Below are 15,430 nucleotides of genomic sequence, written 5' to 3' on the forward strand. Positions count from 1 at the left end.
ACGATGCAATGCCACCGGCCCGCCGTGCGGCGCCCTGGTTGTCTGCCGCGCCTCCTCCACGGCAGGATTGCAGCCCTAAGTCCCGCGAGCCCCCGCCGGTTCCATCACATTAGCGTTTGCAAAAACAAAAGGCCTAAGTCCGGGGACTTAGGCCTTGAGTAAAAATCGCGTCTTCTCGTCCGGTCAGTTCATCGTCCGATGGCGAACTCGGCGCCATCCTTGATGCATGCCCGCGCGCCCGGAGCGAGGACGCGCAGACGAAGAAAACGTCCGGTCAGTTCATCGTCGGGATGACGAATTCGGCGCCATCCTTGATGCCGGACGGCCAGCGCGAGGTCACCGTCTTGGTCTTGGTATAGAAGCGGAACGCGTCCGGGCCGTGCTGGTTCAGGTCGCCGAAGGAAGACGCCTTCCAGCCGCCGAAAGTGTAGTAGGCGATCGGCACCGGGATCGGCACGTTGACGCCGACCATGCCGACCTGAACACGGCTAGCGAAGTCGCGCGCCGCGTCGCCGTCGCGGGTGAAGATGGCGACGCCATTGCCCATCTCGTGATCGTTGGCGAGCTTGATGGCGTTCTCATAGGTCGGTGCGCGCACCACCGAGAGCACCGGTCCAAAGATCTCTTCCTTGTAGATGCGCATGTCCGCCGTCACGTTGTCGAACAGGCAACCGCCCATATAGTAGCCGTCCTCATAGCCCTGCATCTTGAAGCCGCGGCCGTCGACGACGAGCTTGGCGCCTTCCTTGACACCGGTATCGACGTAACCCTTGACGCGCTCCAGCGCCTGGGCGGTGACCAGCGGGCCGAAATCGGCGGCCGAGTCCGTCGACGGGCCGACCTTCAGGCTCTCGACGCGCGGGATCAGCTTTTCCATCAACCGGTTGGCGGTGTCGTTGCCGACCGGCACGGCCACCGAGATCGCCATGCAGCGCTCGCCGGCCGAGCCGTAACCGGCGCCGATCAGCGCGTCGACGGTCTGGTCCATGTCGGCGTCGGGCATGATGATCATGTGGTTCTTGGCGCCGCCGAAGCACTGCACGCGCTTGCCGGCCGCCGTGCCGCGCGAATAGATGTAGTGGGCGATCGGCGTCGAGCCGACAAAGCCGATGGCCTTGATATCGGGATCGTCCAGGATAGCGTCGACGACATCCTTGTCGCCGTTGACGACGTTGAGGATACCGGCCGGCAGGCCGGCCTCGATGAACAGCTCGGCAATGCGCATCGGCACGCCCGGATCACGCTCCGAAGGCTTCAGGATGAAGGCGTTGCCGCAGGCGATCGCCGGTGCGATCTTCCAAAGCGGGATCATCGCCGGGAAATTGAACGGCGTGATGCCGGCGACGACGCCGAGCGGCTGGCGCATTGAATAGACATCGATGCCGGGGCCGGCGCCGTCGGTGAACTCGCCCTTCATCATATGCGGCGCGCCGATGCAGACCTCGACCACTTCGAGGCCGCGCTGGATGTCGCCCTTGGCGTCGGCGATGGTCTTGCCGTGTTCGCGCGCCAGGATTTCGGCCAGTTCGTCATAGTCGCGGGCGACCAGTTCGAGGAACTTCATCAGCACGCGCACGCGGCGCTGCGGATTGGTCGCCGCCCATTTGGGCTGCGCCACCTTGGCATTCTCGACCGCCGTGCGCAGTTCCGCCTGCGAGGCCAGCGCCACCGTGCCGCGCACCGTACCGTCCATCGGCTGCATGACGTCCTGCTTGCGGCCGCTGGTGCCGGCGACACGCTTGCCGCCGATGAAATGACCGTAGTCGATCATGATTTCTCTCCCTTTGTTTGTGATGCCGTATTGTCCGCCTTTGCGGCGGCGAAGGCAACGCGAGGGAGAACGCAACCGTTGTGCAGGAAATAGATAACAAACGAGGCCTGTGCATCAATTGCCGCAAATGATAAAATGTGCTCGACATCACTGGCATGGCCATATTGAATTCTGTGGAACGCGGCGTTGACGATTGCCATCCGGAACATCCCCATGAATTGGGATGACGTCCGCATCTTCCTCGCCGTGGCGCGTGCCGGCCAGATTCTTGGCGCCGCGCGCCGGCTGGAGCTCAACCATGCCACCGTCTCGCGCCGCATCGCGGCCCTTGAGGAAGCATTGAGGACGAAACTCTTTCGCCGGCTTACCACCGGCAGCGAGTTGACGCCGGCCGGCGAGCGCTTCCTCGATATCGCCGAGCGCATGGAGGGCGACATGATCGCCGCGCGCTCGACCATATCAGGCGAAGGAGATGACGTGTCTGGAACCGTGCGCATCGGCGCACCCGACGGCTTCGGCGTCGCCTTCCTGGCCAAGCGGCTGGGCGAACTCATCGCCCTTCACCGCGAACTCACCATCCAGCTCGTGCCGGTGCCGCGCTCCTTCTCGCTGTCGCGGCGCGAAGCCGATATCGCGATCACCGTCGAACGGCCGACCGAAGGCCGGCTGGTGGCGGGAAAATTGGTCGACTATTCGCTCGGCCTGTTCGCCTCCCGCGCCTATGTCGAAGCCCATGGCCTGCCCAAAACCGCCGCCGAGCTCGGCCAGCACACACTGATCGGCTATGTGCCTGATCTCATCGTCAGCCCTTCGCTCGACTATGCCGCAGAATTCAGCGCGGACTGGCGCACCGGCTTCGCCATCTCCTCGGCGCTCGGCCAGGCCGAAGCCGTGCGCTCGGGCGCAGGCATCGGCATCCTGCACACCTTCGTCGCCCGCTCGATGCCGGAGTTGGTGGCCGTCGATGTCGTCGCGCCTATCCGCCGCGCCTACTGGCTGGTCTATCATGAATCGGTCAGGCCACTGCGCCGCGTCCAGATCGTCGCCAGCTTCATCACAAAGGCGGTCGAGCGCGAGCGGGGCCTCTTCCTTTAGAAGCGCCGTCACGGCAAAACAGCCAGGTTTCCACACGCCGCCTTTTCCTTGCCACAAAACCGCACAGTGTGGCATCACCGGTCGCCGGCCATGGGGTGGGTGTCGGGTGGGGAAATCTTTCAGAAAGCTGGCGCGGATAGACATGCGAGCCGTTCTTGCCATCCTGCCGCTGCTGTTCGTCTCCGCATGCGCCAACCCATGGACAAAAGTGCCGGAAGCCGAATTGCCCAAACCGATCCGCTACGTCATGGCGCGCCCCTCGCCTTTCGTCATCGGCAATTACTGCGGTCCCGGCACCCGCACCGGCGATCTGTCGGCCCGGCCGGTCGACCGCCTCGACGCCGTTTGCCGAACCCATGACGCCTGCTACATCGCTCGCCGCAACCATTGCGACTGCGATGGCGCCCTTGTTGCCTCGGCGAGCGCAATCCGCGACGACAAGACGGCGCCCCGCAAGATGCGCAGCGAGGCGGAACTGCTGATCGCCACCTTCACCATCCCTGTCTGCAAGATTTTTCCGCAAGGTTTCATGCCGCCGCGCGACCCCGCGCAGTTGAGCGCCATGAAGGCCGGAGCCGCCGGGTGAGCGTCCGCAGGGCCGTCATCCTCGTCCTGTTCGGACTGGCCGCCCTTGCCGGCTGTGCCGGCGCAGGCGGCAATGCCTGCGACCTCCTGGCGGGACAGGAGGCTTGCGCGCGGCCCTCGCTATCGGCCAGCACGCCCGGCGCGCAGGTCGCGGCGGCGCAGTTTTTCGGAGATACCGGCGACAGCGACTACGAACGACGGTTCCTGGCGCTACTTGCCAACAACCAGCTCGGTGCCATGGACCGTGCCAACGGCACCGGCCCCTTCGGGCACAACCGCCGCGATGTCCAGAACCGCGATTTCCAGGCGACATATTCGACGCTACGGCGACTGGCCGGACCGGTCGCCAACATACATCTGCCCCCAGCCGGCATAGGCAGCGGCGACGGCCGTTTCGACGGCCGCTGGCGGGTGTCGCGGCAGACGCTCTACATCGATGCGGCGGCGCGTCCTTCGGCGCCCAAGACCTTCGATTTCTCCGGCCTGCAGGCGCGCAGCACCGAGATCGTCGTGCGGCAGGCAGGCAAGCAGCCGGCCGACATTGAGGGCACTTGCGACGGTGGATTGGCGATCCGCGCCGCCGGAGCCTCACGCATCATCGCCGCCGGCGCGGCATTCGGCTTTCGCCTGTCCGGCGAGGACGACACGGTAAGCCTATTTCCGGGTGACAGCCTGAACCGGTGCACGGCAAGGATCCGCTCCAGCCTTGCGCCCACCGGCGCGCCCCTCACCATCCGGCGCGAAGAGATCGCCGATCCAGCGCTCGCCAGCTTGGACAGCCGCTACCAGCGCTGCCCGGCCCCCAGCGGCGCCGGCGTCGACGCCCTCGAGCGCGCTTTCTATGCCAGCCGCTGGCTGTCGCAGACCTGCGCCATGCCGATCGGCGAGCCCAGACTGCTGCGCAAGTCGCGCGACGGCTTCAACGCCAAGGTCGAGGCGCTGATGGGCGCGCCGCTGTCCGATGCGACAATAGACAAGGGTGACCCCGAACTGCCGCTCGATTTCTCGAAGGCGCCAACGCTGAAGCTGATCTATCTGTCCTCGCTCGAGTTCAAGGCGGACTTTTCCGGCCGTATCGTCGAACGATTGATCCGCCATCATGCAGCGCTTGGCACCAAGGTGCGCATCATGATCACCGACGTGCTGGAACGCGACAAGGACGACGCCATGCTGCACCGCCTGGCGGCCGAATTCCCCAATGTCGAATTGCAGGAATATCGCTGGCAGGCGGACCATGGCGCGCCGATCGACGAGCAGATTTCACAATTGCACAAGGTCCATCATATCAAAATGCTGGCGACGCTGGCGCAGGACCCTGCGCGTTCGCGCGTCATCATCGGCGGCCGCAACATCCATGACGGCTTCCTGTTCCACCAGCCCATCGACCTGTCGCGCTATCCGGACCTCGAGCAATATGGCAAGACCGATGGATTTTCGCTGAACTACTATTCGAACTGGAGCGACTTCGACATCGAGTTCGCCGACCGGGCGACGGTCGAGACGCTGGCCGCGCATCTGTCGACGATATGGCTGCGCGACGCCGACACCAACCTGGCGCGCCCCTTCTCCGTCCCGGTCCACGGAGATGGCCGCCCCCAGGGCAATGCCCGGCATTTCATCTCGGTGCCCTATGAGGATGATCATGCGCTGGAGGCCTATTTCGTCGAGCTTGTCGATGCCGCCCAGCACCGTATCCAGATCGTCAACCCTTACCTTAATCTGACCCCCAGCCTCGCCGAGGCCTTTGACCGGGCACTCGCCCGCGGCGTCAGGATCGACATTGTCGGCCGCATCGACCTCAAGGGCGACATCGGCGGCAAATTCCTCACCGCGCTGAACAAGCTGTTCGTCGAGAAATATGGCGACCGCATCGACATCCGCGAGTTCAAGGCGCCTGACGTGGTGCTGCATTCCAAGATCATGATGATCGACGAAAGGCTGGTCGCCATTTCCTCGGTCAACCTCAACAACCGCAGCTTCTTCCACGATTCGGAGAACGGCATGACGGTGCTCGACCCCGCCTTCTACGCCAGGATGAAGCCGGTCTACGACGACTACCTCGCGCACTCGAACCCGGTTTCCACCAAAGTGACGATCCCGTGGGCCTACCGGCTGCTGTTCGACGAGGCGTGGGTCAGGCAGGCGTTCTGATGCATGTCGCCCAAAAGCGGCTCCGGTTTTGGGGCAACGACATGCATCAAAGCAAAGAACAAAGCGCGTCGGCAGACGCGCGGGCCGCTATTTCAGATAGCGCTCCTGCGCCAGGGCACGCACGTCGATGTCGGGCACCCGGTTCGACATGATGTCGGCCAGCACCTTGGCCGAGCCGCAGGCCATGGTCCAGCCGAGCGTGCCATGGCCGGTGTTGAGAAAGAGGTTCGACAGTTCGGTGCGGCCGATCAGCGGCGGTCCATCCGGCGTCATCGGCCGCAGCCCGCACCAGAACGTCGCTTCGCGCATGGCGCCGGCGCCGGGAAAGAGATCGCCGACCGAGTGCTCGAGGGTGCGGCGCCGCGATTCGTGCAGCCTGAGATCGAAGCCGGAAATCTCGGCCGTGCCGCCGACGCGGATGCGGTCGCCGAGCCGGGTGATCGCGACCTTGTAGGTTTCGTCCATCACCGTCGACACCGGTGCGGCGGCGGCGTCCTTGATCGGCACGGTGATCGAATAGCCCTTGACCGGATAGACCGGGATCGGCCGCTTCATCCGGCGCATGAAGTCCGCCGAGTAGCTGCCCAGCGCCATCACATAGGCATCGGCGGTCTTGAAACCCTTGCTCGTGCTGAGATTGGCGACGCGATTGCGGCTGCGGATGACACGCCAGATCGTCACGTCGTATTCGAACTTGACGCCGCGCGCCACGCAGAGCTCGGTCAGCCTGTCGGTGAACATCTTGCAGTCGCCGGTCTCGTCATGCGGCAGCCTCAACCCGCCGATGAACTTATCGCGCACCCCGGCCAGCGCCGGCTCGGCCGCGATACAGCCGTTCGGATCGAGGATCTCATAGGGCACGCCATATTTCTTCAGCACCTCGACATCGCCTGACGTGCCGTCGAGCTGCTTTTGCGTGCGAAACAGCTGCAGCGTGCCCTGGGTCCGCTCGTCATAGGCAATGCCCGTTGCTTCGCGTAGCGCCTTCAGCGTGTCGCGACTGTATTCCGCCAGCGGCACCATGCGCGATTTGTTGATGGCGTAGCGCTCGGCGGTGCAGTTGCGCAGCATCTTGACCAGCCATGTCCACATATGCGGGTCGAAGGCCGGCCGCACCACCAGCGGGCCATGCTTCATCAAGAGCCACTTGATCGCCTTGAGCGGAATGCCGGGGCCGGCCCAGGGCGAAGCATAGCCGGGAGAAATCTCGCCGGCATTGGCAAAGCTGGTCTCCAGCGCCGGGCCTTTCTGGCGGTCGATCACCGTCACCTCGTGGCCGGCCTCGGCGAGATAATAGGCCGTGGTCACCCCGATGACGCCACTGCCCAGCACCATGATCTTCATTCATTCACTCCTTACGCCATGTCCTTCATGCCGATGAACACGGCCGCACCTGCGATTCGCGCACGATCGCCGGCGAAAATCGATGCCGATCTTCCCGACCTTGCGCCTGGCTTTCACGCCGCCGGCGGCCCGGGATCGTCATCTCTCTCTGTCTGCCGCATTCCTGCCATCCCGCCAAGAGGCCGGATAGAAATGTCGGCGCTGTAGACGAGGGTCAGTCCGTGCGGCCGCGGTCCGCCGGCGGCGGCTCTTTCCCGGGCTGCCCGCCGCGCGGCTTCCGGCTGATAGAGCACCGCCTTGATCCGGATCGATTCGCGCCTGCCGTCGGGGTGCTCGAGCGAAGCCGTCTGGCCTTGCGCCATGCCAAGCATGCACAGCCCGCGCCTGGTTGCCACCGACAGGCTGGAGCCGACTGGTCCACGTATTTCGCTCTGCACCAGGGTGCGCGTCTCGGCCACACCGGCATCGACGCAAAACACCACCCGGCTGTTCAGCGTCACGATATCGGCTTCGATCGACTCGATGGGCACGACGCCGGCATTGGAAAGCTTTTCTTCGATCATCCGGACCATCGGATCCGCGAAGGCCCGTCGGCGCTCAAGCATCACTTCCAGGACGGCGTAATCCTTCGTCGTCAGGCGGCAGCTTCCGTTTTTCATCACCGCCTCCACGATCAGTGCTCGCCGCCGCAGACGGGCGTATCGACGGCCTCCACGGTCGCCGACAGTTTGCGGCCGCCTCGACCGCTCCAGCACACCACCTGCCCGATGCTGGCGCCGACCAGCGCCGTTCCCATCGGCGTCAGCACCGAAATCCGGTTTTCGGCAATATCGGCGTCGGCTGGATAGACCAGCGTGATGTGCTTGATATCACCGCTTTCGCCGCGAACCGTGACCGTCGATCCCATTCGTACTACGTCGGTCGGCATTGCCTCCGCTTCCGTGATCACCGCCCGGTCCAGCTCCGCGAGCAACTCTTCAGCCGTCTCGGGGGCGCGGTCGAGCACGGTGCTCGCCAGACCGGTCAACCTGTCATGGTCGGTGTCGCTGATCAGAATCTGGGCGGATGGACGCAGTCCCGTTGCATGTTGCATGACAAACCTCATGGATCGGCGCATCGAGCAGATGCGCGCTTGCCGCCGCGCTGACGGCGGCCTGATGAAAGCCGGCAGCCGCGGAAAGCGGTGCGGCTTGATGGCGATGGGTGGATGTATGGATGCCCCGGGACGGACGAACGCCGGAAGGCGGCCGCGCCGGGGCTACGATCCCGCGATCGGGCAGACCCTGAACAAGGTTCTGATATAAGCGAGGTTGCTCATGCGCCGAACCTTGCCGACAGGCGTCCGCTTGTCAAGCGCGGCCAAACCGCTCAACCGCCAACATAGCGCCGGTGGAAGCGCGTGCCGAGACTGGCCAGGATTTCATAACCGATGGTGCCGGCATGGCCGGCGGCGTCGTCGACGCTTTGCGAAGGGCCAAGCAGTTCGACGAGATCTCCTTCGCGAAGCTTGCCGGGCGGCAGGGCGGAAATGTCGAGAATGATCGAATCCATCGACACGCGCCCGAGGAAGGGCAGGCGCGCTCCCTCGAACCAGGCGGCGGACGCTGACCGCCGCAACCAGCCATCCGCATAGCCGAACGAGATGGTCGCCAGGCTGAGCGGCCCTTCCGCATGATGGGTGTGGCCATAGCCGATGCCGGTGCCCTGTTCGACGCTGCGCGTCTGCGCCACCTTGGCCTGCAGCCGCACCACGGGCAGCATTGGGTTGGGTTCGGCAGGCGTCGGATTGATGCCGTAGAGCGCGGCGCCAGGGCGGGCGAGATCATAATGGCAGGACGGCCCGAGAAAGATGCCGGAGGAATTGGCGAGCGAGGCGGGCGCCTCGGGCAGCATGGCGCGCAGCCGCTCAAAGGCTAACCGCTGCTGTTCATTGGCGGGATGGTCAGGCTCGTCGGCGCAGGCCAGGTGGCTCATCACATATCTGACGTCGATGCAGTCAAACGCGGTGGCATCACCGGCCATCGCCTCGACTTCGGCTGGTGCCATGCCAAGCCGCGACATGCCGCTGTCGACCTGGATGGCGGCCGGAAGTTTTCGGCCAACGCGATGTGCCGCCGCGCGCCAGGCTTTCAACTGCGCGCCACTGTTGACGACCGCGCAGAGATCGGACGCGACCGCTTCCGGCTCGGAGCCCGGCGGCAGTCCGTTCAGCACGTAGATCTCAGGTCCGGCCCCGATTGCCTTCCGGAGCGCGATGCCTTCGGCCAGCAGCGCGACGAAGAAGACGTCGCAGCCTTCTTCCGCCAGCACCGATGCCACTTGGCTCGCGCCGAGACCGTAGCCGTCGGCCTTGACCACGCCGGCGCAGCGCACGCCGCCCAGCCTTGCCTTCAGCCGCCGGTGGTTTTCGCGGATCGCACTGAGATCGATGGTGAGAATGGCCCCGGCCGCCGCCTCGCTTACGGCAGCGCCATCATCGGGCAGCAATCTTGTGGGGGCGTCGTTCATGGCGACCCTCCTTGTAGCGGATAAGATATCAATAGGACCGCTGGGCCGACACGGCAACAGCGGCCCTCGAACCACGGCCGACGCGCGACATACTAGGGAACCAGATGCCGGAACGCCGCCACCACATCTTCATAGACCTGACGCTTGAACGGCACGATAAGGTCGGGAAGGTCCTGCATCGGCCGCCACGACCACTTGTCGAATTCGGCGGTGTGGCCGCCCGGCGGCGGGTTGATCTGGATCTCGCTGGTATCGCCATGGAAGCGGAAGGCGAACCATTTTTGCGTCTGGCCGCGATACCTGCCCTTGAAGGCGATGCCGACGAGGTGGTCCGGCAGATCGTAGTTGATCCAGTCCGGCGCTTCGGCCAGCATCGAGACGCTGCGCATGCCGGTCTCCTCATAGAGCTCCCGCTCCGCCGCCTGCAGCGGCTCCTCGCCCATGTCGATGCCGCCTTGCGGCATCTGCCAGAGCTGCGTCGTACCGGCGAATTCGCTGTCGGGTTCGGCAATGCGATGCCCGACCCAGACCAGCCCCTCGCCATTGAGGATCATCAACCCGACACAGGGGCGATAGGGCAGCGTTTCGCGGTCGACTTTTTTGGCCATAGGTGAGGTTCCAGCCGTTTTGAGAATTCGCTCTGATGAGGCAGGTGGCGAGTGATTTCGAGAACCGGAGCGGAGCGTACTTAAAGTACGCGAGCACCGGAAGCGCAGAAAGCGCCGCCAGATGCCCGCCGGAGTGGAATTATCAAGACGGCTGTTAGCCTTTTTGTGGATCGACGGCCACCGCTGAAATCGGCACGATCTCGATGCCGCGCTTCTTGGCCTCGGCCACCCATGACGACACCGTGTCGACCGTCAGGTCGAAAGCCGAGCCGATGCCGACGGCCGTGCCCTTGGCACGCGCGGTCGCTTCGAGACTGTCGAGCTTCTTCAGGATGGCGCCGCGATCCTGCACCGCGTCGATCACCGTGTCGCCGGCGACGAAAGGCACGCCATCCTTCAGCGCCACGTCTGGCGCCAGGCTGCGCGCCGACGAGCCATCGTCGATATAGGCGAGGCCCCTTTTGCCGAGCTCGGCCATGAACGGCTGCATCGCCGCCGCGTCGGAGGAAAACCGCGCGCCCATATAGTTCATGACGCCGGTATAGTTCGTCGTCCGCGACAGCGCCCAGTGCAGGTTTTTCAGATTCTCGTCGGGGGTCGCCGCCACCGTCAGCGTGTTGCGGCCGGGGTTGACGTTGGGATAATCGAACGGTTCGAGCGGCACCTGCATGACGATCTCATGGCCGCTCTGCCTCGCTGCCTGCATCCAGCGGCCGATGCTGTTGCCCTGTGGCGCGAAGGCCAGCGTCACTTCCGCCGGCAGCTTGGCAATGGCCGCCTGGGTGCCGGTCTGTGAAACCGCGAGGCCGCCGATGACGATTGCCACACGTGCGCCGCGTGTGCCGGACCATGGCCGCGCATAAACGTCGAACGGCCGCCGGCCATCGGCGGAGCGCATCGGCAAGGGTCCGGTTTCACTGGTTTCTATCAGCGCCCTGTCGGGAATATGCGCGATCTTGAGGTTCTGGCCGACGGTCGACGGATCGCGAATGACGATTGCGGCCTTGGGCGGGCCATCGCCTTCTTCCGTCTGCACATGGATGATCTGCGGACCGCCCGTCTTCGCCGGCGTCTCCACTTTTGGCGTCGCCGCCGGGGCCAATGCGGGAGACGACGCGGTCGGCTCGGCCGCCGCAGTCACTTTCGGCGTCGAAACGGCGACTTCCTGCGGTTTTCGAAACGGCTTTTCCCTGAGCGCGATCGCGGCCGAGACGCCGACCACGGCCAGCACGACCGCGCTCGCCGCGATCACGCCTACGCTGATCTTGCCGGCGGCACGCGGCACCCGGACAGTCTGTCCAAGCGGGCGTTCGATGTCCTTGCCGATATCAGCCAAGCCCTGTCCCCGGTGCACGGTTCCGAAGACGACCTCCTTCGGCAACAGATGCACGCATTCATCAATCCTGGCGCCCGCCTGGAGGCCTGGTCCTGCCCCCCGAATCAAACTGCCGGAACCTTTCGGTCCCGGCAGCATCGCATTGCTTCGTTCAACCGGCCAGACCGGTTGCCGACCTTACTGGTTGAGCACGGCCTTTTCCGGATTGGGCGGGAAGGACGGATCGGTCTTCTGGCCGCGCAGCAGCTGCTCGGCATAGATGAGCTGCAGGTCGTTCTTCGGATCCGGCGGCACATAGGCTGCGGAACCGGAGCCGGTCTTGCTCTCGTCGGCACCCTTGATATGGCCCTTGAGATCGGATTCGCCGCGCGTCAGGTCCCTGCCCTGCAGTTCCGGCGGCAGCGGCTGGTCGACCTTGATGTCGGGCGTGATGCCCTTGCCCTGGATCGATTTGCCCGACGGCGTGTAATAGAGCGCCGTCGTCAGCCTGAGCGCGCCATTCTCGCCGAGCGGGATGATGGTCTGCACCGAGCCCTTGCCGAAGGACTGCGTGCCGACCACCGTGACGCGGCGCAAGTCCTGCAGCGCGCCGGCGACGATTTCCGAAGCGCTGGCCGAGCCGCCATTGACAAGCACGATCATCGGCTTGCCGTTGATGTCGTCGGTCTGCTTCGGCTTGGCGTCGAAGCGGGTGACGTCCTTCGGATCGCGGCCGCGCGTCGAGACGATCTCGCCGCGCTTCAGGAAGGCATCCGACACGCTCACCGCCTGGTCGAGCAGGCCGCCCGGATTGAGGCGCAGGTCGAGCACATAGCCCTTGAGCTTGTCGTCCGGCACCTGCTTCTTGATGGTGTCGATGGCGTTCTCGAGGTCGTCATAGGTCTTTTCGGTGAAGGAGGTGATCTTCATGTAACCGATGTCGTTCTCGACCCGGAACTTGACCGCCTTGACCTTGATGATGTCGCGCACCACCGTCAGTTCGATCGGCTTGTCGGCGCCCTGGCGCAGGATGGTGAGCTTGATCGGCGTGTTGACCAGGCCGCGCATCTTGTCGACCGCGTCGTTGAGCGTCAGGCCGCGAACCTCCTCGCCGTCGATCTTGGCGATATAGTCGCCGGCCAGCACGCCCGCCTTGGCAGCCGGCGTGTCGTCGATCGGCGTGATCACCTTGACCAGGTCGTTCTCCATGGTGACCTCGATGCCGAGGCCGCCGAACTCGCCCTTGGTCTGCACGCGCATGTCCTGCGCCTGCTCGGCGTTCATGTAGGAGGAATGCGGGTCTAGCGAGGAAAGCATGCCGTTGATGGCGTTCTCGACCAGCGACTTGTCGTCGGGCGGGGTCACATACTGGGCCCGCACCCGCTCGAAGATGTCGCCGAAGATCGCCAGTTGCTTGTAGGTCTCCGACCCTGCAGCGTTCGCCGCCGAGCCGGGTGCGCCATAGACAAGGCTCATGGCGGAGGCGCCCATCAGCGCACCGGCAATCAGAAGCGACAGTTTCCGCATCATTTCACGTCCTTCCAGAAAAACGGTCCGCCCACCATGGGGCCGGATCGACGGGTTTTCCATCCTTGCGGAACTCGACATAGAGTTCCGGCGTGGCATTTCCATTCTTCGAAACCGAGGTGCTTGCCACCCGGGCTTCTCCCATCGCACCGACCGGCTCTCCTGCGAGCACTGACTGGCCAGTCGCGACGCTGATTCTGCTCATCCCAGCCAGAACGACATGATAACCGTCGCCGGCATTGAGGATCAAGAGCTGACCATAGGAGCGAAACGGCCCCGCATAAAGCACATTCCCATCCGCCGGCGCCGTAACGATGGCTCCCGATTGTGTCGCAACCATGTCCCCAAGCATCAAGGCGCCGTTACCGTCGTCGGCGCCGAACCGGCGTTTGATGCGGCCGGTGACCGGCAAGGCGATCTGTCCCTGCAGTGCCGAGAAAGGCGTCGCCGCGGTCAGCCTGTTGCCTTCGGGAACCGGCAGCGATGCTGTCTGGTCGCCACCGGGCTCGGCCTTTGCCGCATCGGCTGCCTTCGCGGCATCCGCGGCCTTGCGGTTCTTATCGGCCTGCGCTTCGAGCGAAGCGATCAGATCCTTCAGGCTGCTGGCTTTGGCGGCCAATTGCTCGGAACGCTGCTGTTCGGCCGCCATCTGCGCCTTCGTGTCGGCCTCGATCTTCTGCTTGGCCTCCAGCAGCATGCCGAGCCGCTTCTTCTCCGCCGCCTGGTCGCCGACCGCTGCCGTCAGCCGCGTCCGCTCGGCCTCGATCGAGGCCGTCACCCGGGTCTGCTCCTTGAGGTCGGCCAGCAGACTGTCGGTCTCCAGGCGCAATTCCGGCACCACGGCGCCGAGCAGGATGGCGCTGCGCACCGACGACAGCGCGTCCTCCGGCTTGACCAGGATCGCCGGCGGCGGATTGAGCCCCATGCGCTGCAGGGCGCCCAGCACTTCGGCCAGCACGTCGCGCCGCGCGGCCAGTGAAGCGCGGATCTTCTGTTGCTGGCCCTTCAGTCCTTCCAGCTTGGCGCCGATGTCCTCGATGTCCTGGCCAAGCTTCTGTTCGGTCATCGCCGACTGGATCAGCGCGGCGGTGATCGAGGCGTGGTCCTTCTTGACCGTGGCGATATCGGCGGCGAGCTTCGCCAGCCGTTCCGACGATAGCGTTATTTCCTTGGAGACCTGCTCGTATTCCGCGCGGCTCTGGTCCGGATCGGGCGCCATGTCGAGCGTGTTTTCGGCCCGCGCCGCATGGAGCGACAGAAGCACCGCCGCCGCGATACCGCAGCACGCGCGCCAGGAACTCCCGGTCGATGAGCCCGTCGTCGATTTCCAGCCTTCAGACATTCGCGATCGATTCTATCCGCTGCTTCGTTAACGAATCATCAACCATGTTAGCGCCTGTCGCCCAAGGGGTCGCAATAACGCCCTGCAAAGCAAAGGCAGCCCCAGAATGAATTTTACGCGGCATTGGGGCTAAATTCGGTGCGACCCGGCGGCTTTCAGGATCTGTGATAGGGATGGCCCGACAGGATCGTCGCCACCCTGTAGAGTTGTTCGCCCAGCATCACGCGCACCAGCTGATGCGGCCAGGTGAGCGCCCCGAACGACAGCACCAGCTCGGCTTGGTCACGCAGCGGCGGATCGTGGCCGTCGGCGCCGCCAATGGCGAGCACCAGCGCCTTGCGTCCGCCATCGCGCAACTGTCCGATACGGCCGGCGAAATCCTGCGAGGACAGGCTCTTGCCTTTTTCATCGAGCAGGATCAATGCCGTGCCTGGCTGCAGCTGCGCCTGCAGGCGCGAGCCTTCGTCGCGCTGCCGCTCGCTGGCGCTCTGCGCGCGGCCCTCGGCGATCTCGGTGATGCCGGCGAATTCGAGCCCCACGGCGGGTCCGCTCTTGGCGAAGCGCTCGAAATAGCGGTCGGCCAACTCCCGCTCGGGGCCGGCTTTCATTCGGCCCACGGCATGAACTGAAATCTTCATCCTCGCCTCTATAAGCCGCTAGTGCATGTCACCCAAGGGTGGGAGCCGGTTTTTCGGCATGGCATGCATCAACAAAGGCGGCCTAGTGGAGGGTCTCTTCCTCGAGGTCCGGCGCCTGCCACATCTTTTCGAGATTGTAGAATTCGCGGACTTCGGGGCGGAAGACATGGACGATGATATCGCCAGAATCGATCAGGACCCAGTCGGCGCCGGACAATCCCTCGACGCGCGCAGTGCCGAGGCCGGCATCCTTGAGCGCCTTGAGGAGATGATCGGCGACAGCCGCGACATGACGGTGCGACCGACCCGACGCGACGACCATGTAGTCGCCGAGGCTCGATTTTCCCTGAATGTCGATTGAGACAATATTTTCGGCCTTGGAGTCTTCCAGACTGGCAAGGACTGTCTTGATGGCACGGGACACGGCGTCGTCTACGCTGATCCTGGCCGGCGAAGGCATGATATCGGCCTTCTTCCGCAGTGCTGTTCTCAGTGTATTTCCTTTCGCAGCAAGAACAACCAAATCACCCCTTGAAGCAGGTGACA

The 15,430-nt window shown here is 64.5% G+C and carries 15 protein-coding genes; 3 read left to right on the forward strand and 12 right to left on the reverse strand.

Features of this window, described 5'->3' with window-relative positions; translation table 11 throughout:
* Nucleotides 1–274: 274 nt before the first annotated feature.
* Nucleotides 275–1,771: a CoA-acylating methylmalonate-semialdehyde dehydrogenase gene (locus tag FJ941_RS25400; protein WP_140509930.1), complete on the reverse strand. Its 1,497-nt coding sequence runs from the start codon at nucleotides 1,769–1,771 to the stop codon at nucleotides 275–277.
* Nucleotides 1,768–1,971 (reverse strand): hypothetical protein, encoded by a 204-nt coding sequence (locus FJ941_RS25405; RefSeq protein WP_140509931.1) that lies wholly within the window; start codon nucleotides 1,969–1,971, stop codon nucleotides 1,768–1,770. The genes FJ941_RS25400 and FJ941_RS25405 overlap by 4 nt, the downstream gene beginning before the upstream one ends.
* 13 nt (nucleotides 1,972–1,984) lie before the next feature.
* Here FJ941_RS25405 and FJ941_RS25410 point away from each other — a divergent pair, with 13 nt between their 5' ends.
* The 3 genes from FJ941_RS25410 to FJ941_RS25420 all read left to right on the forward strand — a co-directional run bounded on the left by FJ941_RS25410 (nucleotide 1,985) and on the right by FJ941_RS25420 (nucleotide 5,602).
* A complete protein-coding gene (locus FJ941_RS25410; RefSeq protein WP_140509933.1) occupies nucleotides 1,985–2,866 on the forward strand; it encodes a LysR family transcriptional regulator in 882 nt (293 codons plus the stop codon).
* A gap of 142 nt (nucleotides 2,867–3,008) precedes the next feature.
* Entirely contained in the window at nucleotides 3,009–3,452 is a 444-nt protein-coding gene (locus FJ941_RS25415) for a hypothetical protein (RefSeq protein ID WP_140509934.1), read from the forward strand.
* Nucleotides 3,449–5,602, forward strand: a complete 2,154-nt coding sequence (locus FJ941_RS25420) for a phosphatidylserine/phosphatidylglycerophosphate/cardiolipin synthase family protein (RefSeq protein ID WP_140509936.1) — start codon at nucleotides 3,449–3,451, stop codon at nucleotides 5,600–5,602. Before FJ941_RS25415 ends, FJ941_RS25420 begins: the two co-directional genes overlap by 4 nt.
* An 87-nt stretch (nucleotides 5,603–5,689) precedes the next feature.
* Here FJ941_RS25420 and FJ941_RS25430 read toward each other — a convergent pair whose 3' ends face one another.
* The 10 genes from FJ941_RS25430 to rsfS all read right to left on the reverse strand — a co-directional run bounded on the left by FJ941_RS25430 (nucleotide 5,690) and on the right by rsfS (nucleotide 15,344).
* A complete protein-coding gene (locus FJ941_RS25430) occupies nucleotides 5,690–6,946 on the reverse strand; it encodes a D-amino acid dehydrogenase (RefSeq protein ID WP_140509939.1) in 1,257 nt (418 codons plus the stop codon).
* A gap of 113 nt (nucleotides 6,947–7,059) precedes the next feature.
* Entirely contained in the window at nucleotides 7,060–7,605 is a 546-nt protein-coding gene (locus tag FJ941_RS25435) for a GreA/GreB family elongation factor (RefSeq protein WP_140509941.1), read from the reverse strand.
* 14 nt (nucleotides 7,606–7,619) lie between these two features.
* Nucleotides 7,620–8,039: a nucleoside diphosphate kinase regulator gene (gene rnk / locus FJ941_RS25440; RefSeq protein ID WP_140509943.1), complete on the reverse strand. Its 420-nt coding sequence runs from the start codon at nucleotides 8,037–8,039 to the stop codon at nucleotides 7,620–7,622.
* Between the two features lie 275 nt (nucleotides 8,040–8,314).
* A complete protein-coding gene (gene alr, locus FJ941_RS25445; protein WP_140509945.1) occupies nucleotides 8,315–9,454 on the reverse strand; it encodes an alanine racemase in 1,140 nt (379 codons plus the stop codon).
* Nucleotides 9,455–9,546: 92 nt separating this feature from the next.
* Nucleotides 9,547–10,062: an RNA pyrophosphohydrolase gene (locus tag FJ941_RS25450; protein WP_140509947.1), complete on the reverse strand. Its 516-nt coding sequence runs from the start codon at nucleotides 10,060–10,062 to the stop codon at nucleotides 9,547–9,549.
* A 154-nt stretch (nucleotides 10,063–10,216) separates the two neighbouring features.
* On the reverse strand, nucleotides 10,217–11,398 hold the full coding sequence (locus FJ941_RS25455) for a divergent polysaccharide deacetylase family protein (RefSeq protein WP_140510003.1): 1,182 nt from the start codon (nucleotides 11,396–11,398) through the stop codon (nucleotides 10,217–10,219).
* 177 nt (nucleotides 11,399–11,575) lie between these two features.
* The gene (locus FJ941_RS25460; RefSeq protein ID WP_027141729.1) at nucleotides 11,576–12,907 is read right to left on the reverse strand and encodes a S41 family peptidase; all 1,332 of its coding nucleotides are present in this window, start codon (nucleotides 12,905–12,907) and stop codon (nucleotides 11,576–11,578) included.
* A gap of 1 nt (nucleotide 12,908) precedes the next feature.
* Nucleotides 12,909–14,246 (reverse strand): murein hydrolase activator EnvC, encoded by a 1,338-nt coding sequence (locus FJ941_RS25465; protein ID WP_140509949.1) that lies wholly within the window; start codon nucleotides 14,244–14,246, stop codon nucleotides 12,909–12,911.
* Nucleotides 14,247–14,401: 155 nt separating this feature from the next.
* The gene (rlmH, locus tag FJ941_RS25470; RefSeq protein ID WP_140509951.1) at nucleotides 14,402–14,884 is read right to left on the reverse strand and encodes a 23S rRNA (pseudouridine(1915)-N(3))-methyltransferase RlmH; all 483 of its coding nucleotides are present in this window, start codon (nucleotides 14,882–14,884) and stop codon (nucleotides 14,402–14,404) included.
* 82 nt (nucleotides 14,885–14,966) lie between these two features.
* Nucleotides 14,967–15,344, reverse strand: coding sequence for a ribosome silencing factor (rsfS, locus tag FJ941_RS25475; protein ID WP_015315198.1), 378 nt, complete (start codon nucleotides 15,342–15,344; stop codon nucleotides 14,967–14,969).
* Nucleotides 15,345–15,430 lie beyond the last annotated feature (86 nt).

Source organism: Mesorhizobium sp. B2-3-13, assembly GCF_006442195.1.
GTDB classification, from domain to species: domain Bacteria; phylum Pseudomonadota; class Alphaproteobacteria; order Rhizobiales; family Rhizobiaceae; genus Mesorhizobium; species Mesorhizobium salmacidum.